General features: G+C 58.8%; 17 protein-coding genes. 5 read left to right on the top strand and 12 right to left on the bottom strand.

Annotated features, from left to right (window positions below):
* The first annotated feature begins 137 nt into the window (after nucleotides 1–137).
* Together PMI36_RS25160 and PMI36_RS25165 are read left to right on the top strand one after the other, a co-directional pair.
* On the top strand, nucleotides 138–488 hold the full coding sequence (locus tag PMI36_RS25160) for a hypothetical protein (RefSeq protein WP_008068285.1): 351 nt from the start codon (nucleotides 138–140) through the stop codon (nucleotides 486–488).
* Complete coding sequence (locus tag PMI36_RS25165; protein WP_008068284.1) at nucleotides 478–792, top strand: helix-turn-helix domain-containing protein; 315 nt, start codon at nucleotides 478–480, stop codon at nucleotides 790–792. Before PMI36_RS25160 ends, PMI36_RS25165 begins: the two co-directional genes overlap by 11 nt.
* 189 nt (nucleotides 793–981) lie before the next feature.
* Here the strand turns inward: PMI36_RS25165 and PMI36_RS25170 are convergent, their stop codons facing one another.
* The 6 genes from PMI36_RS25170 to PMI36_RS25195 are packed head-to-tail and all read right to left on the bottom strand — an operon-like array spanning nucleotide 982 to nucleotide 6,919.
* Complete coding sequence (locus tag PMI36_RS25170) at nucleotides 982–2,724, bottom strand: ABC transporter substrate-binding protein (protein WP_008068282.1); 1,743 nt, start codon at nucleotides 2,722–2,724, stop codon at nucleotides 982–984.
* Nucleotides 2,725–2,772: 48 nt separating this feature from the next.
* Nucleotides 2,773–3,045, bottom strand: a complete 273-nt coding sequence (locus PMI36_RS25175) for a DUF2160 domain-containing protein (RefSeq protein ID WP_032830117.1) — start codon at nucleotides 3,043–3,045, stop codon at nucleotides 2,773–2,775.
* Between the two features lie 10 nt (nucleotides 3,046–3,055).
* On the bottom strand, nucleotides 3,056–3,856 hold the full coding sequence (locus tag PMI36_RS25180) for a carbohydrate ABC transporter permease (RefSeq protein WP_007896138.1): 801 nt from the start codon (nucleotides 3,854–3,856) through the stop codon (nucleotides 3,056–3,058).
* A gap of 8 nt (nucleotides 3,857–3,864) precedes the next feature.
* Nucleotides 3,865–4,731, bottom strand: coding sequence for a carbohydrate ABC transporter permease (locus tag PMI36_RS25185; protein WP_008068280.1), 867 nt, complete (start codon nucleotides 4,729–4,731; stop codon nucleotides 3,865–3,867).
* Nucleotides 4,728–5,825 (bottom strand): ABC transporter ATP-binding protein, encoded by a 1,098-nt coding sequence (locus PMI36_RS25190; protein ID WP_008068279.1) that lies wholly within the window; start codon nucleotides 5,823–5,825, stop codon nucleotides 4,728–4,730. Before PMI36_RS25190 ends, PMI36_RS25185 begins: the two co-directional genes overlap by 4 nt.
* The gene (locus PMI36_RS25195) at nucleotides 5,825–6,919 is read right to left on the bottom strand and encodes an ABC transporter ATP-binding protein (protein WP_008068278.1); all 1,095 of its coding nucleotides are present in this window, start codon (nucleotides 6,917–6,919) and stop codon (nucleotides 5,825–5,827) included. The genes PMI36_RS25190 and PMI36_RS25195 overlap by 1 nt, the downstream gene beginning before the upstream one ends.
* Nucleotides 6,920–7,374: 455 nt before the next feature.
* Between PMI36_RS25195 and PMI36_RS25200 the strand changes: the two genes are divergently transcribed.
* Nucleotides 7,375–9,240, top strand: a complete 1,866-nt coding sequence (locus PMI36_RS25200) for a sigma-54-dependent Fis family transcriptional regulator (protein ID WP_008068276.1) — start codon at nucleotides 7,375–7,377, stop codon at nucleotides 9,238–9,240.
* 173 nt (nucleotides 9,241–9,413) lie between these two features.
* Here the strand turns inward: PMI36_RS25200 and cysS are convergent, their stop codons facing one another.
* Together cysS and PMI36_RS25210 are read right to left on the bottom strand one after the other, a co-directional pair.
* Nucleotides 9,414–10,796, bottom strand: a complete 1,383-nt coding sequence (gene cysS, locus PMI36_RS25205; protein WP_008068274.1) for a cysteine--tRNA ligase — start codon at nucleotides 10,794–10,796, stop codon at nucleotides 9,414–9,416.
* 18 nt (nucleotides 10,797–10,814) lie between these two features.
* Nucleotides 10,815–12,512 (bottom strand): glutamine--tRNA ligase/YqeY domain fusion protein, encoded by a 1,698-nt coding sequence (locus tag PMI36_RS25210; protein ID WP_008068272.1) that lies wholly within the window; start codon nucleotides 12,510–12,512, stop codon nucleotides 10,815–10,817.
* Between the two features lie 262 nt (nucleotides 12,513–12,774).
* Here PMI36_RS25210 and PMI36_RS25215 point away from each other — a divergent pair, with 262 nt between their 5' ends.
* Complete coding sequence (locus PMI36_RS25215) at nucleotides 12,775–13,278, top strand: peptidylprolyl isomerase (protein WP_008068271.1); 504 nt, start codon at nucleotides 12,775–12,777, stop codon at nucleotides 13,276–13,278.
* Nucleotides 13,275–14,003 carry a UDP-2,3-diacylglucosamine diphosphatase gene (gene lpxH, locus PMI36_RS25220; protein ID WP_008068269.1) on the top strand — a complete coding sequence of 243 codons (729 nt, stop codon included), beginning with the start codon at nucleotides 13,275–13,277 and terminating at the stop codon, nucleotides 14,001–14,003. The genes PMI36_RS25215 and lpxH overlap by 4 nt, the downstream gene beginning before the upstream one ends.
* Nucleotides 14,004–14,134: 131 nt before the next feature.
* On the opposite strand, the gene PMI36_RS25225 is transcribed toward lpxH, so the two are convergent.
* From PMI36_RS25225 to PMI36_RS25240, 4 genes are all read right to left on the bottom strand, one after another.
* The gene (locus tag PMI36_RS25225; protein ID WP_008068266.1) at nucleotides 14,135–15,664 is read right to left on the bottom strand and encodes a DHA2 family efflux MFS transporter permease subunit; all 1,530 of its coding nucleotides are present in this window, start codon (nucleotides 15,662–15,664) and stop codon (nucleotides 14,135–14,137) included.
* A 201-nt stretch (nucleotides 15,665–15,865) separates the two neighbouring features.
* Nucleotides 15,866–17,068 (bottom strand): HlyD family secretion protein, encoded by a 1,203-nt coding sequence (locus PMI36_RS25230; protein ID WP_008068259.1) that lies wholly within the window; start codon nucleotides 17,066–17,068, stop codon nucleotides 15,866–15,868.
* A gap of 15 nt (nucleotides 17,069–17,083) precedes the next feature.
* Entirely contained in the window at nucleotides 17,084–18,553 is a 1,470-nt protein-coding gene (locus tag PMI36_RS25235; protein ID WP_008068258.1) for an efflux transporter outer membrane subunit, read from the bottom strand.
* A complete protein-coding gene (locus PMI36_RS25240; protein ID WP_008068257.1) occupies nucleotides 18,543–19,022 on the bottom strand; it encodes a MarR family winged helix-turn-helix transcriptional regulator in 480 nt (159 codons plus the stop codon). The genes PMI36_RS25235 and PMI36_RS25240 overlap by 11 nt, the downstream gene beginning before the upstream one ends.
* Nucleotides 19,023–19,217: the final 195 nt, after the last annotated feature.

Below are 19,217 nucleotides of genomic sequence, written 5' to 3'. Positions count from 1 at the left end.
GCGGATGAATCAGCCGCGTCCTACATCCAGATCCTACCTGCGACTTTAACGTAATGACTTGACCGAATTGGGCAGGCACAGAAGCCTTGACCTATTCGATTCTTGTGATAGAAATATACGCAGGTAACGTACAGAACATGGACGCTCTTTTTATCGAATTACCCGTATTTCAAAAACACAGAAATGACTACCTGGACGACGAACTGTTTCGCAGCTTTCAACTGGAGCTGCTGAAAAACCCGGAAACTGGCGACCTGGTGGAAGGTATGGGCGGGTTGCGAAAGGTCCGTTTCTCCGACCAGCGACGCGGCAAAGGCAAGCGCAGTGGACTGAGGGTGATTTATTACTGGTGGTCGGGTTTTGATCAATTCTGGCTGTTCACCGTATATAGCAAAAACGAGCAAGACGACTTGTCGCCTTCCCAGAAGAAACTTTTCAGACAAACTCTATATAGCGAAATCAACACGAGATCCCACTATGAAACGTGACATTTTTGCCGAACTGATGGAAGGCCTTGAAGCCTTGGCCGACGAGCGCCAAGGCAAGGTCACGCTGCGAACCCACAAGATCAAACTGCCAAAACTGGTGCCAATCACTGCCGAGGAAGTGGTAGCCATACGCCAACAGCTCAACCTTTCCCGTTCGGTATTCGCGATGTATTTGCGTACGAATACCCGGACGCTGGAGAACTGGGAACAAGGACGGGCGAAACCTAATGCTCAGGCCACCACCCTTATCCGGCTGGTTGAGCGTTTTCCGGAAACGGTTGAACAACTGGCGGCGCTGACCTGAAGTGTTTGCGGCGTATTCAATGACGCCTTCGCGAGCAAGCCCGCTCCCACAGTTAATCGCAGGAGTTCCCCCTATGGTGTATTCACTGGAGATCCACTGTGGGAGCGGGCTTGCTCGCGAAGGCGGCCCAACAGGCACAAATGAAAACGGCACCTTTCGGTGCCGTTTTGCCTCACGCGGTCCCGCTGTTTACTTACGCGCCGCCTCCCACGATTTCAGCAGTTCGGCATAGCTCACGGTTTCGCCTTTAGGCTTCTCGTTCGCCAGTTTCGCTTTCGGCGCACCCGGTTGATCGAACCAATACTGCGCATCCCGCTCCGGATTCATTTTCGGCCCGCAGGTCGGTTGTACCTTGGAGCGTTCCAGACGGGTCATGATCGCATCCTGATCCTTGGCCAGACCGTCCAGTGCCTGTTGCGGCGTTTTCTCGCCACTGGCCGCTTCCGCGATGTGGCTCCACCACAGCTGTGCCAAACGCGGATAGTCCGGCACGTTGGTCCCGGTCGGGGTCCATTGCACGCGGGCCGGGCTGCGATAGAACTCCACCAGGCCACCGAGTTTCGGCGCCAGGTCGGTCATGGCTTGCGAGTTGATATCCGATTCGCGAATCGGGGTCAGACCGACAATGGTTTTCTTCAACGATACGGTTTTCGACGTCACGAACTGCGCGTACAGCCAGGCCGCGAGTTTTTGCTTTTCAGGCGTGGACTTGAGGAAGGTCCAGGAACCGGCGTCCTGATAACCGAGCTTCATGCCCTCCTCCCAGTACGGACCTTTTGGCGAAGGTGCCATGCGCCATTTCGGCGTGCCGTCGGCGTTCATCACCGGCAGGCCCGGTTTGGTCATGTCGGCGGTAAACGCGGTGTACCAGAAGATCTGCTGGGCGATGTTGCCCTGGGACGGCACCGGCCCAGACTCGGAGAAGGTCATGCCCGCCGCTTCCGGTGGCGCATATTTTTTCATCCAGTCTACGTACTTGGTGGTCGCATATACCGCCGCCGGGCCGTTGGTATCGCCGCCGCGGGTCACGCTGGAGCCGACCGGATGACAATCCTCGACGCGGATACCCCACTCGTCCACCGGCAAACCGTTGGGTATGCCTTTATCGCCAGCACCCGCCATGGAGAACCAGGCATCGGTGAAGCGCCAGCCGAGGGATGGGTCTTTCTTGCCGTAGTCCATGTGGCCGTAGACGCGTTTGCCGTCGATTTCCTTGACGTCTTCGCTGAAGAATTTGGCGATGTCTTCATAGGCCGACCAGTTCACCGGTACGCCCAGTTCATAACCGTATTTTTCTTTGAATTTCGCTTTCAGATCCGCCCGCTCGAACCAGTCGGCGCGAAACCAGTAAAGGTTGGCGAACTGCTGGTCGGGCAGTTGATAGACTTTGCCGTCCGGCGCGGTGGTGAATGAGATGCCGATGAAGTCTCTGATGTCCAGCGTTGGCGAGGTGTAGGCCTTGCCTTCGTTGGCCATCAGGTCGGTAATCGATTCGGTCTTGCCGTAGCGAAAGTGCGTACCGATCAGGTCCGAGTCATTGACCCAACCGTCATAGATGTTCTTGTCCGATTGCATCTGGGTCTGCAGTTTTTCCACCACGTCGCCTTCTTGCAGCAAGTCGTGGGTCAGCTTGATCCCGGTGATCTCGGTAAAGGCCTTGGCCAGCGTTTTGGATTCATATTCGTGGGTCGCGATGGTTTCCGAAACCACCTTGATGCTCATCCCGCGAAACGGCTCGGACGCCTTGATGAACCACTTCAGCTCTTCGAGTTGCTGGGCTTCGGTCAGGGTGGACGGTTTGAACTCGCTGCCAATCCATTTCTTGGCAGCGTCTTCATAGGCATCGGCCCAGGCCGCAGCGCTCAACCCACTGAGTGCCAGCATGGCTGCCAATGAAACGCTATGTCGCAGCTTATTGTTTTTGTCGAACATAGAGACCTCCTGTTTAGGTTTCGGGACATGCATGCCGATCGATTTCGACTAGCCCCAACGCATCACAGCCAACAGCCACACCAGGGACAACGCGAACGCTACCCAGATGCTCCAGTCGGTGACGCCGATTACCAGCAAATGCAGGTAGGCGCTGCCGAGAAGACCGATAAACAGCCGATCGCCACGGGTAGTGGCAATCGGCAAAAAACCACGCCGAGGGATACTCGGCGAACGCAATTCCCAGGTCGTCATGCCCGTCAGGATCAAGGCAATGACGCTGAAGAACGCCGCCGTGGGGCCAGTCCAACTCATCCATTCCATCATCAGTTCCTCATACCCGGCCCAGGGCAAAGCCCTTGGCCACGTGGTTGCGAACAAACCAGATCACCAACATGCCCGGCAGGATAGTCAACACCCCCGCTGCCGCCAGCACGCCCCAGTCGATGCCGGACGCCGAGACCGTGCGGGTCATCACCGCCGCGATGGGTTTGGCGTTCACTGAGGTCAGGGTTCGCGCCAGCAACAGCTCGACCCAGGAAAACATGAAGCAGAAAAACGCCGTGACGCCGATCCCGGAGCCGATCAGCGGGACGAAGATCTTCACGAAGAACTTGGGGAAACTGTAGCCGTCGATGTAGGCGGTTTCGTCAATTTCCTTGGGAACGCCAGACATGAAGCCTTCAAGAATCCACACCGCCAACGGCACGTTGAACAGGCAGTGAGCCAGCGCAACCGCGATGTGGGTGTCGAACAGCCCGATCGAGGAATACAACTGGAAGAACGGCAGCAGGAAAACTGCCGGTGGCGCCATGCGGTTAGTCAGTAGCCAGAAAAACAGGTGCTTGTCACCGAGGAAACGATAGCGTGAAAACGCATACGCCGCCGGCAGCGCCACGCTCAAGGAAATCACCGTGTTCAGGCTCACGTAGTACAGCGAGTTGAGATAACCGGTGTACCAGCTCGGGTCAGTGAAGATCACCTTGTAGTTGGCGAAGGTGAAATCCTGGGGAAACAGGGTCAGACCGCCGAGGATTTCGGTGTTGCTCTTGAAGGACATGTTCAGCAGCCAGTAGATCGGCACCAGCAGGAACAGGATGTAGATCAGCAGTGGAATCAGCTTTCTCTTGCTCATGGCAGGCCTCACCGATTGGCGTCAGAGTGAGTCATGGCGGTGTAGAACAGCCACGACACCAACAGAATGATCAGGAAGTACACCAGCGAGAATGCAGCCGCCGGGCCGAGGTCGAATTGCCCTACGGCCATTTGGGTCAGAGTCTGACTCAGGAAGGTCGTGGCATTCCCCGGACCACCACCGGTCAACACAAACGGCTCGGTGTAGATCATGAAGCTGTCCATGAACCGCAGCATTACCGCGATCAGCAGCACACTCTTGAGCTTGGGCAACTGGATGTGTCGGAACACCGCCCAAGCCGACGCCCGATCAATCCGCGCCGCCTGGTAATACACATCCGGAATCGCCCGCAAACCGGAGAAACACAACAGCGCCACCAGCGACGTCCAGTGCCAGACGTCCATCACCAACACCGTGACCCAGGCGTCCATGGTGTTGGATGCATAGTTGTAGTTAAGGCCCATGGCCTTGAGGCTGGCGCCGAGCAGACCAATGTCCGCGCGGCCGAAAATCTGCCAGATGGTGCCGACCACGTTCCACGGGATCAGCAGCGGAATCGCCAGAATAATCAGCACAACCGACGACCAGCGGCCCTTGGTCGGCATGGTCAGGGCGATGGCGATGCCCAACGGAATTTCGATCAGCAGCACGCAACCGGAGTAGATGAACTGGCGCAGCAGCGAGTCATGCAAACGAGGGTCGAGCAGCACTTGCTTGTACCAGTCGGCGCCGACGAAGTAGCGGCTGGACTGGTCGAAGATGTCCTGCACCGAGTAGTTGACCACGGTCATCATCGGGATCACCGCACTGAATGCCACCAGCAGGAACACCGGCAACACCAGCCACCAGGCCTTGTTGTTCTGCACCTTGTTCATGGCAGCACCTCCAGCAGGTAATCATCGGCATAGACCATCAGCCATTGCGCCGGAAAACTGATGTATGCCGTGCCTTCGGGCACCGGTTTGTCTTCGGCCAGGCGTACTTTGAGCGGAGCGCCGTCGAGGTTCAGGGTCATGATCTTGTAGGTGCCCAGGTCTTCGACGTGTACGACCTGTGCCTGCATCGCGTCATCACAGGGTTCGTCCCACACATGAACGAACTCCGGGCGAATGCCGACCTTCAGGGTTTTCCATTCGGACTCGGCGATTCGTTTCTGCATCGCGTCGGACAACGGCAAATGAGTCCCGGTAAAACCGACACCGCCGGCTTGTGGCTGGACCTCGATCAGGTTCATCCCCGGGCTGCCAATGAAATAACCGACAAAGGTGTGGCTCGGTCGCTCGAACAATTCCCGTGGCGTACCGAACTGCACGATTTGGCCGCCATACATCACCGCGATCTTGTCAGCGAAGGTCGAAGCTTCGAGCTGATCGTGGGTGACGTAGACCATGGTGATGTTGAACTGCTCGTGGATCTGCTTGAGCTTGCGCCGCAGTTTCCATTTCAGGTGTGGGTCGATCACCGTCAGCGGTTCATCGAAGAGGATCGCCGACACGTCATCGCGCACCAGCCCACGGCCCATGGAGACTTTCTGCTTTTCATCAGCAGTGAGGTTGCGCGCCTTCTTGTACAGCAATGCCTGAAGGTCGAGGACTTCAGCGATTTCCTGCACCTTGGTGTGAATTTTCGCTTCCGCCATGCCCTGATTGCGCAACGGGAAGGCCAGGTTATCGAACACCGTCATGGTGTCGTAGACCACCGGAAACTGGAAAACCTGGGCGATGTTGCGCTTTTCCGGGGTCAGTTCGTTAACCACTTTACTGTCGAACAGTACTTGGCCCTGGGACGGGCTGAGTAACCCGGAAATGATGTTGAGCAAGGTCGACTTGCCGCACCCCGAAGGCCCGAGCAGCGCATACGCGCCGCCCTGCTCCCAGACGTGGTCCATCTCGCGGATCGCGTAATCCTCGGGGCCGGTCGGCGTAGGGGTGTAGCTGTGGGCAAGGCTCTGCAAACGGATTTCGGCCATCAGGCAACCCTCGCAATGCGGCGACCGGGCGCCTGGACCAGCCGCCCCTGCATATCGAACACAAACAGTTTATGGGTCGGGATATAGATGCGAATCGGCGCATCGACGTCGTATTCGTGAACACCCGGCAAGTGCAGCACCAGCAGGAAATACTCGTTGCGCACGTGCAAGAAGGTTTCCGAACCGCTGATCTCGGCCACCTCGACGGTTACCGCCAGTTCGAGGTCATCGTCATTGCTCGGCACCAGCGAAATGTGGCTGGGGCGCACGCCGAAACGGAACTCGCCCTCGCCCACCGGCCGCAGATCGACGTTCAACGGAAAGTGCACAAAATTGGCGAAACTGACTTCGTTACCGGCGATACGCCCCGGCATCAGGTTGATCGGTGGTTCGGAGAACAATTCCGCCGCCAGCACGGTTTGTGGCTGGTGATACACCTCGGAGGACTTGCCACTTTGAACCACCCGACCTTCGTGAAGAATCGTGGTGGTGCCGCCCAGCGCCAGGGCTTCATTGGGTTCTGTGGTAGCGTAGATAGCGATGGTGTGGTGGGCCGCGAACAGCTCACGCATTTCCTGGCGCAGCTCTTCGCGCAGCTTGTAGTCGAGGTTGACCAGTGGCTCGTCGAACAGAATCAGCTCGGCATCCTTGACCAGCGCCCGGGCCATGGCCGTGCGCTGTTGCTGGCCGCCGGAGAGTTCCAAAGGATGGCGCTGGAGGAATTTCTCGATGCGCAGCATCTTCGCGGTTTCCAGCACTTTGCTCTGGATCAGCTCGTTGGAAACGCCGGACTGACGCAGCGGCGAGGCGATGTTCTCGAACACCGTCATGGTCGGGTAATTGATGAACTGCTGATAGACCATCGACACGTTGCGCAAACGCACCGGGCGTTGAGTGACGTCGACGCCGTTCATCAGGATGCGACCGCTGTCGGGCTTGTCCAGACCTGCCATCAGGCGCATGAGGCTGGTTTTGCCGGACAGCGTGCGACCGAGCAAAACATTGAACGATCCGGGTTCGAAGTTAAGGCACGCATCGTCGATCCAGGTTTGACCCTCGACGGTACGGCTGACGTGCTCCAGGATTAGTGACATGGCTCGGCCTTTTTATTATTGGAGTCAAGCGACCGGAGCACTACAGCGACATTCGTGCCAGAAACTCCAAGCGGTTGATCTGGCTTGGAAATCCTTCAAATGGAGGAAAAACCGCGTTCGTAGCTGAACAGAAATGAACAACCGCGACTGAACAATTGAACAGTTCAAAGATTGACAATGAACAAATGTGAACAACACTCTACGGATGCTTTTTGCGTGATCCACCGCATTCATCTCGTGATGAACGCGGCCACTGTAGGAGCTGCCGAAGGCTGCGATCTTTTGACTTTTAGCGTCTGTACAAACGCCGAAGATCAAAAGATCGCAGCCTGCGGCAGCTCCTACAGGTATTGTTTTCGGCGTGATATCGCGGCGGCCCAAAGAGGCTCTGTGGCGCGCTGAACGTTTTGCAAAACCCATAAAAACAATAAAAGCTTGCTCAGAGATCGACTGCCATGGCCGCACCTGCCCCGCCGCTCTCCCACGACGCCATCATCCAGGACTCCTGGTCTCGCTGCCGCGCGTTCGGGCTCGATCATCAGAGTGCGCCGGCGTTCGATCAGCTGCCGGCCGATGGCATAGCTCAGTTGCTGGAGAGTCAGCATTCACTGGTGCAAACCACCCATCAGGAAGTCCTGCCGTATTACGAGAACATCCTCAGCAACTCCAATTGCCTGATCATGCTCGCCGACAATCAGGGCCAGGTGCTGACGTCCTGGGGTACCCAGCGTTTCATCGAGCCGAACCTGACCCGCGGCTTCAGCGCCGGCGCCAGCTGGATGGAGCGTTGCAGCGGGACCAATGCGATCGGCACCGCGTTGGCCTGCGAGCAGGCGGTGCACATCGAGCATGATGAACATTTTCTCAAGGCCAACCGCTTCATGACCGGTTCCGCTGCGCCGATTTTCGATGCCGAGCGCAAAGTGATCGCGGTGCTGGATGTGTCCAGCGACAGCTACCTGCCGCCGTCGCACACCCTGGGCATGGTCAAGATGATGAGCCAGACCGTGGAGAACCGGCTGATCCTCAACCTGTTCCATGGCCAACATTTCCAGCTGACCTTCAACACCGGACTGAACAACCTCGACAGCCAATGGGCCGGGTTGCTGATCTTCGATGAGACCGGTCAGGTGCTGTCGGCCAATCGTCGGGCCGACAACCTGTTGGGCATCAGCCTGTCGCGGGTCAGCGTCGAAAGCCTGTTCAAAGTCTCATTGCTGGAACTGCTGAACCAGCCGGACGGCCTGCCGTTTGCCCTGCAAGCCTCGGGGCGCAACCGTTTCCAGTGCCTGTTGAAACGACCGAAACAGACGCCGATTCAGGCGCGACAGTTTTCTGAAATAAAGAGTTCTGAAACAAAGAGTGCTGAACCCACAGCGCCGGCTCCCATAGCGATCAGCCTCAATACCCTGCATTTTGGCGACAGCCGCGTGGAAAAAGCCGTGCGCCAGGCCGAGCGCTTGCTGGAAAAGGACATCCCGCTGTTAATCCACGGGGAAACCGGCGTCGGCAAGGAAGTCTTCGTCAAAGCCCTGCATCAGGCCAGTTCACGCAGCAAACAGCCGTTCATCGCCGTTAACTGTGCAGCGATCCCCGCCGAACTGGTGGAATCCGAACTGTTCGGCTACGAGAAAGGTGCGTTCACCGGCGCCAATCAGAAAGGCAGCATCGGGCTGATCCGCAAGGCCGACAAAGGCACCCTGTTCCTCGATGAAATCGGCGACATGCCGTTGCCGACTCAGGCGCGGCTGCTGCGGGTGTTGCAGGAGCGTTGCGTGCAACCGGTGGGCAGCAGCGAGTTGTTCCCGGTGGACATTCGGATCATTTCAGCGACCAACCGCTCGTTGCGCGAACAGGTTCAGTTGGGGCGGTTTCGTGAGGATTTGTATTACCGCATCGGCGGTTTGACCCTGGAACTACCGCCGCTCAGGGAGCGTAGCGATAAGGAAGCGCTGTTCAAACGGCTGTGGGAACAGCACCGCGAACCGAGCCAATGGGCTGGCTTGAGCCGTGAAGTGATGGAGCTGTTCAGCCGTCATCCGTGGCCGGGGAATTTGCGTCAGGTCAGCAGTGTGATGCAGGTGGCACTGGCCATGGCTGAGGAGCAGCCGGTGAGACCGGAGCATTTGCCGGATGATTTTTTTGTCGATCTGGAGATGGAGCCGGTAGATTCGCCGGAGCCGTTAACCGTCGACCTCAATGATGCCGAGGAATTGAATCGGCAGTTGCAGGCGGCTGGGGGGAATATTTCGCACCTGGCGCGGCGGTTGGGGGTTAGTCGCAATACCCTTTACAAGCGATTGCGCCAGTTGGAAGGTTAAAAGCGAAGATCAAAAGATCGCAGCCTTCGGCAGCTCCTACACAGGTCCGCGTCCAACCGCATCATTGTGGGCGAACGAAATCCCGTAGGAGCTGCCGAAGGCTGCGATCTTTTGATCTTCAACCAAACAAAAACCCGCACAAGGCGGGTTTTGTTTTGTAGCAAACGCAGCAATCAGTCAGCCAAACGCCAGGTCGTCCCGCCCTTGCCGTCTTCCAGCACCACACCCATGGCGGTGAGCTGGTCGCGGATGCGGTCGGATTCGGCCCAGTCCTTGTTGGCACGAGCCGTCAAACGAGCCTGGATCAGTGCATCGACCTCAGCTGCATCGACCCGCCCTTCGGCACCGGCCTGCAGGAAGTCATCGGCTTCGAGTTGCAACACGCCCAACACGCTCGCCAATTCCTTCAAGCGCGCCGCCAAACCAGCCGCCGCATCAAGATCGCTCTCGCGCAGACGGTTGATCTCGCGGACCATCTCGAACAGCACCGCACAGGCTTCCGGAGTACCGAAGTCGTCGTTCATCACCTGAGTGAAACGCTCGACGAACGCTTCGCCACCGGCCGGTGCCACGCTCGGCAGGCCTTTCAACGCATGGTAGAAACGCTCGAGCGCGCCTTTGGCGTCCTTGAGGTTGTCTTCCGAATAGTTGATCGCGCTGCGGTAGTGGCTCGATACCAGCAGGTAACGCACGACTTCGGGGTGGTACTTTTCCAGCACGTCGCGAATGGTGAAGAAGTTGTTCAAGGACTTGGACATCTTCTCGCCATTGATGCGAATCATGCCGCAATGCATCCACGCGTTGGCGTAGGTCTTGCCGGTGGCCGCTTCGCTCTGGGCGATTTCGTTTTCATGGTGCGGGAACTCGAGGTCGCTGCCGCCGCCATGAATGTCGAAGGTTTCACCCAGGCAGCAGGTCGACATCACCGAGCACTCGATGTGCCAACCCGGACGTCCGTCGCCCCACGGCGAAGGCCAGCTCGGCTCGCCCGGCTTGGCGGCTTTCCACAGCACGAAGTCCAGCGGGTCCTGTTTCGACTCGTCGACTTCGATCCGTGCGCCGATGCGCAGGTCTTCGATCTTCTTGCGCGACAGCTTGCCATAGCCCATGAACTTGGCGACGCGGTAGTACACGTCGCCATTGCCCGGTGCGTAGGCGTAGCCCTTGTCGATCAAGGTCTGGATCATCGCGTGCATGCCCGGGATATGGTCGGTGGCACGCGGTTCCATGTCCGGCTTCTTGATATTCAGGCGCGCTTCATCTTCGTGCATCGCCGCGATCATGCGCTCGGTCAAAGCTTCGAACGACTCGCCGTTCTCGTTGGCCCGGTTGATGATCTTGTCGTCGATGTCGGTGATGTTGCGCACGTAGGTCAGGTCGTAGCCGCTGAACCGCAACCAGCGGGTCACCAGGTCGAACGCGACCATGCTGCGGCCATGGCCCAGGTGGCAGTAGTCGTACACGGTCATCCCGCAGACGTACATGCGCACCTTGTTGCCATCCAGCGGCTTGAAAACTTCTTTGCTCTTGGTGAGCGTGTTGTAGATCGTTAGCACTTTATGTTGTTCCTTGAATCACTGGCCCCACGAATCACGCAAGGTCACGGTACGGTTGAACACCGGAGCGCCCGGTTTCGAGTCCTTGATATCCGCGACGAAGTAACCTTCGCGCTCGAACTGGAAACGGTCTTCCGGCTGTGCATTGCCCAGCGAAGGCTCGGCACGACAACCAGTGAGAACTTGCAGCGAGTCAGGGTTGATGTTGTCCAGGAAACTGGCGCTGTCTTCGGCCTTTTCAGGGTTGGCCGAACGGAACAGTCGATCGTACAGACGCACTTCGCACTCGACGCTGGCAGCCGCCGGCACCCAGTGCACCACGCCTTTGACCTTGCGGCCTTCAGGGTTTTTGCCCAGGGTTTCCGGATCGTACGAGCAACGCAGTTCGACGATGTTGCCATCGGCGTCCTTGATCGCTTCGTCGGCACGGATCACGTAGCTGCCACGCAGGCGCACTTCGCCGTTCGGCTCCAGGCGCTTGTAGCCTTTCGGCGGCTCTTCCATGAAGTCTTCACGGTCGATGTAGAGCTCACGGGCGAACGGCAGAACGCGCACGCCCATGTCTTCTTTCGGGTGGCACGCCAATTCGAGGTTTTCGACCTGGCCTTCCGGATAGTTGGTGATCACGACTTTCAGCGGACGCAATACGCACATGGCGCGTGGGGCGCTGTGGTCGAGGTCGTCACGGATGCTGAATTCGAGCATGCCAAAGTCGACCACGCCGTCGGAACGGTTGGTGCCGATCATTTCGCAGAAGTTGCGGATCGATTTCGGCGTGTAGCCACGGCGACGGAAACCCGACAGCGTGGACATGCGCGGATCGTCCCAACCGTGAACGTGCTTTTCATCGACCAGTTGCTTGAGCTTGCGCTTGCTGGTGATGGTGTAGTTCAGGTTCAGGCGGCTGAACTCGTACTGACGCGGTTTCGCCGGTACTGGCAGGTTCTCGAGGAACCATTCGTACAGCGGGCGATGGCTTTCGAACTCCAGGGTGCAGATCGAGTGGGTGATGCCTTCGATGGCATCCGACTGACCGTGGGTGAAGTCGTAGTTCGGGTAGATGCACCACTTGTCGCCGGTCTGGTGGTGATGGGCATGACGGATGCGATACATGATCGGGTCGCGCAGGTTCATGTTCGGCGAGGCCATGTCGATCTTGGCCCGCAGCACGCGTGCGCCGTCCTTGAATTCGCCGGCCTTCATGCGGGCGAACAGGTCGAGGTTTTCTTCAACCGAGCGGTCACGGAACGGGCTGTTCTTGCCCGGTTCGGTCAGGCTGCCACGGTATTCCTTGGCTTGCTCGGGGGTCAGGTCGTCGACGTAGGCCTTGCCGGCCTTGATCAACTCTACCGCCCAGTCGTGCAACTGGTCGAAATACTGCGAGGCATAGCGCACTTCACCGGACCATTCGAAGCCCAGCCATTTGACGTCGCTTTCGATTGCGTCGATGTATTCCTGGTCTTCCTTGGCCGGGTTGGTGTCGTCGAAACGCAGGTGCGTGACGCCGCCGAATTCCTGGGCCAGACCGAAGTTCACACAGATCGACTTGGCGTGACCGATGTGCAGGTAGCCGTTGGGCTCAGGCGGGAAACGGGTGACGATCTGCGTGTGCTTACCCGAGTCCAGGTCCGCCTGGATGATCGGGCGCAGGAAATTGACCGGCACGGCAGGGCCGGTCTTGGAATTCGAGGTAGGGTCGACAGTGGGCTTGCTCATAGGATCCTTGAACGTACAAGTGCGCGGCCAGTTGGCCAAATCAAAGCGGCTGTTATAAATCAAAGGGGCTTATCATAGCCGATGCTGTCAAGTGGCTGACAGAGCAGGCCGGCAATCGGCTGCATTTAATCGGCCAGCAATGAAAAACAGCCTCGAAATTCGCGCCCGGCACGCTAAACTGCGTGCCTTGGCCGACACTGGCCGGACCGGTTGAGGGCTGTAGAGCCCCGAAACCCACGAATTCCTAGAATGAGTACCCATCATGACCCAAGTCAAACTGTCTACCAACTTCGGCGACATCGTCCTGGAACTGAACGCTGAGAAAGCCCCGATCACCGTGGCCAACTTCATCGAATACGTCAAAGCCGGTCACTACGAAAACACCGTTTTCCACCGTGTCATCGGCAACTTCATGATCCAGGGCGGCGGTTTCGAGCCAGGCATGAAAGAAAAGAAAGACAAGCGCCCAAGCATCCAGAACGAAGCCGACAACGGCCTGCCGAACGTGAAGTACAGCGTGGCCATGGCCCGCACCATGGAGCCGCATTCGGCTTCCGCCCAGTTCTTCATCAACGTGGCTGACAACAGCTTCCTGAACCACAGCGCCAAGACCGTTCAGGGCTGGGGCTACGCCGTATTCGCCAAAGTAGTCGAAGGCACCGACGTGGTCGACAAGATCAAAGGCGTGGCCACCACCTCCAAGGCCGGTCACCAGGACGTACCTGCAGACGACGTGATTATCGAGAAAGCCGAGATCATTGAGTGATACTGCTGATTTCAGACTTGCATCTGGAAGAGGAGCGCCCGGACATTACCCGGGCGTTTCTGGATTTGCTCGCTAGACGTGCCCGCTCAGCGAGTGCGTTGTACATTCTGGGCGACTTTTTCGAGGCGTGGATTGGCGACGATGCCATGACGCCGTTCCAGCGTTCCATCTGCCAGGCCCTGCGCGACCTCAGCGACAGCGGCACGGCGATTTTTCTGATGCACGGCAATCGCGACTTCATGCTTGGCCAGGCCTTCTGCAAACAGGCCGGCTGCACATTGTTGAAAGACCCGAGTGTCGTGCAGTTCTATGGCGAGCCCGTGCTATTGATGCACGGTGACAGCCTCTGCACCCGCGACGAGGCTTATATGAAGCTGCGTCGCTATCTGCGCAACCCGATCACCCGGTTCATCCTGCGAAATCTGCCCTTGCGCACTCGCCATAAACTGGCGCGCAAGCTGCGCAGCGAAAGCCGCGCGCAAACGCGGATGAAGGCCAATGACATTGTCGATGTCACGCCGGAAGAAGTGCCGCGGGTCATGCAGCAATATGGCGTGAAAACCTTGATCCACGGGCACACCCACCGCCCGGCCATCCACAAGTTGCAGATTGGCGAGCAGGCGGCCAAACGCATTGTGTTGGGGGATTGGGACCGTCAGGGCTGGGCGTTGCAGGTGGATGAGCAAGGGTTTGCGTTGGCGCCGTTTGATTTCGTTACGCCATAAAAACCAAAGATCAAAAGATCGCAGCCTCGTTTCGCTCGACAACTCCTACAGGTAACGCGGTCAATGTAGGAGCTGTGTAGGAGCTGTCGAGTGAAACGAGGCTGCGATCTTTTAACCAGGCGCCGCTAAAATCAATGCCCAGCCGAGGCCGGCCCCGCCTTCGCCGCAAACGGCGGTTTCGCCAGCCACACCAACAGAATCAACCCCATGAACGCCCACCCCAGCAACGTGAAGTAATCCACGGTGGAGAGCATGTACGCCTGGCTGGTCAGCACATGATCCAGTTGCGCGTAAGCCGGGTTACCCGCCCCGCCGAGCGTGTTCAACGCCTCCCGGGTCGCCGGCTCATACGTGGTAATGCTTTCACTCAAATATGCATGGTGTTGATCGGCGCGGCGAATCCAGATCCAGGTGGTCAACGATGCCGCAAAACTACCGCCCAGGGTCCGCAGGAAGGTCGCAAGGCCTGCGCCGTCGGCAATCTGGCTCGGTGGCAAGTCCGACATCAAAATGCTCAGGGTCGGCATGAAGAACAGCGCCACCCCGATGCCCATGAACAACTGCACCAAAGCGATGTGCTGGAAGTCCACTTCGTTGGTAAACCCGGCGCGCATGAAACAACTCAAACCGATGCAGAGGAACGCGCCACCGGCCAGCAGTCGCAGGTCGAACTTATGCGCATACTTACCGACAAACGGCGACAACAGCACCGGCAAAATACCGATCGGCGCCACCGCCAGACCCGCCCAAGTCGCGGTATAGCCCATCTGGGTTTGCAGCCATTGCGGCAGGATCAGGTTGATACCGAAGAACCCGGCATAACCGCCCACCAGCACGATGGTGCCGATACGGAAGTTGCGGTAAGCGAACAGCCGCAGGTTGACCACCGGGTGTTTGTCGGTCATTTCCCAGATCACGAACACCGCCAGCGCAATCACTGAAATAGCCGCGCCGACGATGATGAAGTTCGATTCGAACCAGTCCAGATCATTGCCCTTGTCGAGGATCACCTGCAACGCGCCGACACCGATGATCAAGGTGATCAAACCGACGTAATCCATTGGCTGGTAACTGGTCACCACCGGCCGCGCCTTGAGCTGCGAGCGCACGACCATCACCGCGAAAACCCCGATCGGTACGTTGATAAAGAAAATCCACGGCCAGCTGTAACTGTCGGTGATCCAGCCGCCGAGGATCGGCCCTGCAATCGGCGCCACCACCGTAACCATCGCCAGCAACGCCAGGGCCATGCCTCGCCTGGCGGGCGGATAGACTGCAATCAGTAACGTCTGGGTCATCGGGTACAAGGGACCTGCTACCAGGCCTTGAAGCACCCGAAAGCCGATCAGCTCTGGCATCGAGGTCGAGATGCCACAGAGAAACGAGGCCAGCACGAACAGCATTGTCGCCCAGAGAAACAGCTTCACCTCACCAAAACGCCGGCTGAGCCAACCGGTCAGCGGCAGCGCAATGGCGTTGCTCACGGCAAACGAGGTGATGACCCAGGTGCCCTGCTCCGAACTCACGCCCAGGTTACCGGAAATCGTCGGCAAGGCCACGTTGGCGATGGTGGTGTCGAGCACCTGCATGAAGGTCGCCAGCGACAGGCCGATGGTACTGAGCAGCAGGCTGGGCGGCGTGAAAGACGCGTTATTGCTCATCGCGAATCCTTTGAAACCTGATTGGCACGGCGCCTGTTACTGACGCAGCTGACCTTATGGGAGCGAGCTTTTGTGGCGAGGGAGCTTGCTCCCGCTCGGCTGCGAAGCAGTCGCAGAGCTTTTGGGGTCGCTTCGCGACCCAGCGGGAGCAAGCTCCCTCGCCACAAAGGCTCACTCCCACAGGGTCGGTGTGATGACCAATCAGCGCTGTGCGGTTTTACTGACCGCGGCGCTGTTGTCGTGAATCAATTGGGTGATCATCGCGTCGGCCTCGGCCAACTGACGGTCGTAGATGCCGGTGCTGAACGAAGCCTTTTGCGGCGACTGTTGGGCCAGCACCGGACCACTCTGGTCACGCAGGTTCACATCGACCTGAGTCGACAGGCCAACCCGCAATGGGTGCCTGGCCAGCTCTTCGGCATTGATGTGAATCCGCACCGGCACCCGCTGCACGATCTTGATCCAGTTACCGGTGGCGTTCTGTGCCGGTAGCAAGGCAAACGCGCTGCCGGTCCCGGCGCCGAGGCTGTCGATGGTGCCGCTGTATTTGACGTCGCTGCCGTAGAGGTCGGCCTCGATGTCCACCGGCTGACCGATGCGCATGTCACGCAGTTGGGTTTCCTTGAAGTTGGCGTCGATCCACAGCTGATCCAACGGGATCACCGCCATCAGCGCGGTGCCCGGCTGGACCCGCTGCCCCAGTTGCACGCTGCGTTTGGCAACGTAACCGGTGACCGGCGCGATCAAGGTGCTGCGGGCATGGGTCAGGTACGCCTGACGCAATTGCGCGGCGGCGGACATCACGTCCGGGTGCGACGACACCACGGTGTCATCCACCAGCGCGCTGGTGGTCATGAGCTGTTGTTTGGCGTTGGCCAGGGCGTTTTGCGCCGAGGTCAGGTCATCGCGGGCGTGGGACAGTTCTTCCTGGGAAATCGCCCCGCCAGCGGCGAGGTTTTTCCGGCGATTGAAGTTGTCCTGGGCCTTTTGCACTTCGGCCTGTTGCGCATTGACCTGGGCTTTCATGCCGTCGACATTGCTGTACAAACCGCGCACCTGGCGCACGGTGCGAGCCAGATTGGCCTGGGCACTTTGCAGACCGACTTCCGCGTCGTTCGGGTCGAAGTTGACCAGCACCTGGCCTTCGTGAACCAGGTCGCCATCATCGGCGCCGATGCTGACCACGGTGCCAGTGACCAGCGGGGTGATTTCCACCACGTTGCCGTTCACATAGGCGTCGTCGGTGCTTTCATTCCAGCGACCGTAAAATTCTTGATAACCCCAGACGCCGAGCCCGGCGAGAACCACCACGATGGTCAGGGCAAACAGCATCACTTTGCGTTTGCGTAGATTGCTCGTGTCTTGAGCGTTGTCAGGGGCTTGGGATATATCAACAGTGGCCATGACGGGTACCTTGAATTAGTTGTGCTGCGTGGCTGGGGTTGCGTTGGCTGCGGTCAGGGTTTTGCCCTGGAAGCCGCCGCCCAGCGCTTGCATCAGTTGAATCGACAGGTCGATCTGCTCGGCATTCAGGTTGGCCAGTTGACGCTGGGCCTGGAGCAATTGCTGCTCGATGCTGAGCACATCCAGGTAATTACCGATACCGGAACCGTAGCGCTGGACCACGGTGTTGTAAGAATCCTGGGCAATGTCGGTGGCATGTTGCTGGGCGCCGATTTGCCGGCCGATATCGCGCAACTGGTTGATGGTGTCGCTGACATCGCCCAGGGCTTTCACCAGACTTTTGTTGTACTGCGCCACCGCGAGGTCGTAATCGGCGTCGCGGGAATCGAGATCGGCCCGCAAACGGCCACCGTCGAAAATCGGCACCGAGATCGTCGGCGCGACGTTGAAGAAACGACTCGCCGAACCGAACATCGCATCGCCCAGCAACGACTCCACACCCGCCGCCGCACTCAGGTTGAGGTTGGGGTAAAACCGGGTCTTGCCCGCCGCGATGTTTTTGCTCGCGGCTTCAACCCGCCAGCGCGCCGCCACCAGGTCCGGGCGACGACCGAGCAACTCCGCCGGCAGCACCGACGGCAACGCCACGGCGCTGGTCTGAAGCACTTTCGGGCGGGCGATTTCATTGCCGCGGTCCGGGCCTTTACCCAACAGCACCGCCAAGGCGATTTTCGCGCTTTGCAGGCGTTTCTCGGCGTCGATCAAGCTGGCTTCGGCGCTGGCTTCCAGGCTTTCGGTCTGCTGGAACTGGTACTGGCTGTCGATCCCCGAGCTCAGGCGACGCTGGCTGAGGTCGAGCATTTGTTGGGTGCGCTTGAGGTCTTCGCTGGCCAGGTCATGGATGATGTGCGCCTGCCCCAGATCGCTGTAGGCGCGGGCGACATCGGCGGACAAGGTCAGCTGCGCGGCCTGCTGATCGACTTCGGCGGCACGGGCCTGGCCCAATGCGGCTTCCCAGGCATCGCGCTGGCCGCCCCAAAGGTCGAAGTTGTAATTGAAACTCGCACCGAGATTACGCACGGTGGAATAGGTGCCGCCCTGCCCGCTCGGGTCCTGATCGCGGGCCAGACGCGAACGGCTGACACCGGCGCTGGCATCCAGGATCGGCATCCGCGCAGCGTCGGCGGCATACGCGGCAGCACTGGCCTGATGGGCCCGGGCGTCGGCGATTTGCATGTCGGGGCTGTCGTGCAGGGCTTCGCGGATCAGGCCGTCGAGCTGCGGATCGCCGAGGCTTTTCCACCAGTCGCTTTTCGGCCACGCCGCGGGCGACAGAGTTACACCGTTGAGGGATTGCGCGGCTTTGAGATTTTTCGCATCGAGGCTGACGCTTTCGGTGGTCAGGCCGCTGTAACTGGCGCAACCGGCGAGGCTCATGGCCAACAGCACCAGGCTCAGGCCGCTACGCAGGCTTTTACTGTTCATGGCCACCTACCCGCAGCAGAGTGATCGAGTCACCCGCGGCTACCAGAATTTTCTTCAGGATCTGTTCCAGGGTTTTCAATTCTTGCGGGGTGATGGCGCCGGCCAGTTCATTCATGGCGTCGGCACCGATCTGCGGCAGCTGGTCGGTCAGCTGCTGGCCCTGTTCAGTCAGCACCAGTTGAACCTGACGCCGGTCCGCCTCGCTGCGTTGGCGGGCGAGGAAACCTTTCTGTTCCAGACGATCGAGCATGCGGGTCATCGAACCGCTGTCCAGCGACAAGTGACGGCACAGCTCGGCCGGGGTATCGACGCCGAACTGGGCCATGATAATCAGCACTTTGAACTGCGCGGCGGTAATGCCGTGGGGCTCCATGTGCGTGTCGATGATCCGGTCCTTGAGCAGCGCGGCGCGCCCGAGCAAGAGGCCGAGATGGCAATGCTGGAAATTTTCTGGGGTGAAATGCTTCATCTGACCACCGATTAGCTGCCTAGGCAGTGAATGTATGTCGAGATGTTACTGCCTAGGCAGATAATGTCAACGCAATAGTTAGGGAGCTTTGTATTTAGTTGATAAGTGGCGACGGGATTTGTAGTGACCACACTGCCGCCTTCGCGAGCAAGCCCGCTCCCACATTTGATCGCATGCTTATGTAGCGACTCGGTC

The sequence above is a fragment of the Pseudomonas sp. GM79 genome, from assembly GCF_000282495.1.
GTDB lineage: Bacteria > Pseudomonadota > Gammaproteobacteria > Pseudomonadales > Pseudomonadaceae > Aquipseudomonas.
The sequence above is the reverse complement of the archived record's forward strand: the minus strand, read 5'-3'. Positions and strand labels throughout refer to the sequence as shown.

Excerpts from the sequence above, each read along its gene's own strand:
- PMI36_RS25160 (WP_008068285.1), top strand. The coding sequence starts at position 138 with ATGGACGCTCTTTTTATCGAATTACCCGTATTTCAAAAACACAGAAAT.
- PMI36_RS25165 (WP_008068284.1), top strand. The coding sequence starts at position 478 with ATGAAACGTGACATTTTTGCCGAACTGATGGAAGGCCTTGAAGCCTTG.
- PMI36_RS25170 (WP_008068282.1), bottom strand. The coding sequence starts at position 2,724 with ATGTTCGACAAAAACAATAAGCTGCGACATAGCGTTTCATTGGCAGCC.
- PMI36_RS25175 (WP_032830117.1), bottom strand. The coding sequence starts at position 3,045 with ATGGAATGGATGAGTTGGACTGGCCCCACGGCGGCGTTCTTCAGCGTC.
- PMI36_RS25180 (WP_007896138.1), bottom strand. The coding sequence starts at position 3,856 with ATGAGCAAGAGAAAGCTGATTCCACTGCTGATCTACATCCTGTTCCTG.
- PMI36_RS25185 (WP_008068280.1), bottom strand. The coding sequence starts at position 4,731 with ATGAACAAGGTGCAGAACAACAAGGCCTGGTGGCTGGTGTTGCCGGTG.
- PMI36_RS25190 (WP_008068279.1), bottom strand. The coding sequence starts at position 5,825 with ATGGCCGAAATCCGTTTGCAGAGCCTTGCCCACAGCTACACCCCTACG.
- PMI36_RS25195 (WP_008068278.1), bottom strand. The coding sequence starts at position 6,919 with ATGTCACTAATCCTGGAGCACGTCAGCCGTACCGTCGAGGGTCAAACC.
- PMI36_RS25200 (WP_008068276.1), top strand. The coding sequence starts at position 7,375 with ATGGCCGCACCTGCCCCGCCGCTCTCCCACGACGCCATCATCCAGGAC.
- PMI36_RS25210 (WP_008068272.1), bottom strand. The coding sequence starts at position 12,512 with ATGAGCAAGCCCACTGTCGACCCTACCTCGAATTCCAAGACCGGCCCT.
- PMI36_RS25215 (WP_008068271.1), top strand. The coding sequence starts at position 12,775 with ATGACCCAAGTCAAACTGTCTACCAACTTCGGCGACATCGTCCTGGAA.
- PMI36_RS25225 (WP_008068266.1), bottom strand. The coding sequence starts at position 15,664 with ATGAGCAATAACGCGTCTTTCACGCCGCCCAGCCTGCTGCTCAGTACC.
- PMI36_RS25230 (WP_008068259.1), bottom strand. The coding sequence starts at position 17,068 with ATGGCCACTGTTGATATATCCCAAGCCCCTGACAACGCTCAAGACACG.
- PMI36_RS25235 (WP_008068258.1), bottom strand. The coding sequence starts at position 18,553 with ATGAACAGTAAAAGCCTGCGTAGCGGCCTGAGCCTGGTGCTGTTGGCC.
- PMI36_RS25240 (WP_008068257.1), bottom strand. The coding sequence starts at position 19,022 with ATGAAGCATTTCACCCCAGAAAATTTCCAGCATTGCCATCTCGGCCTC.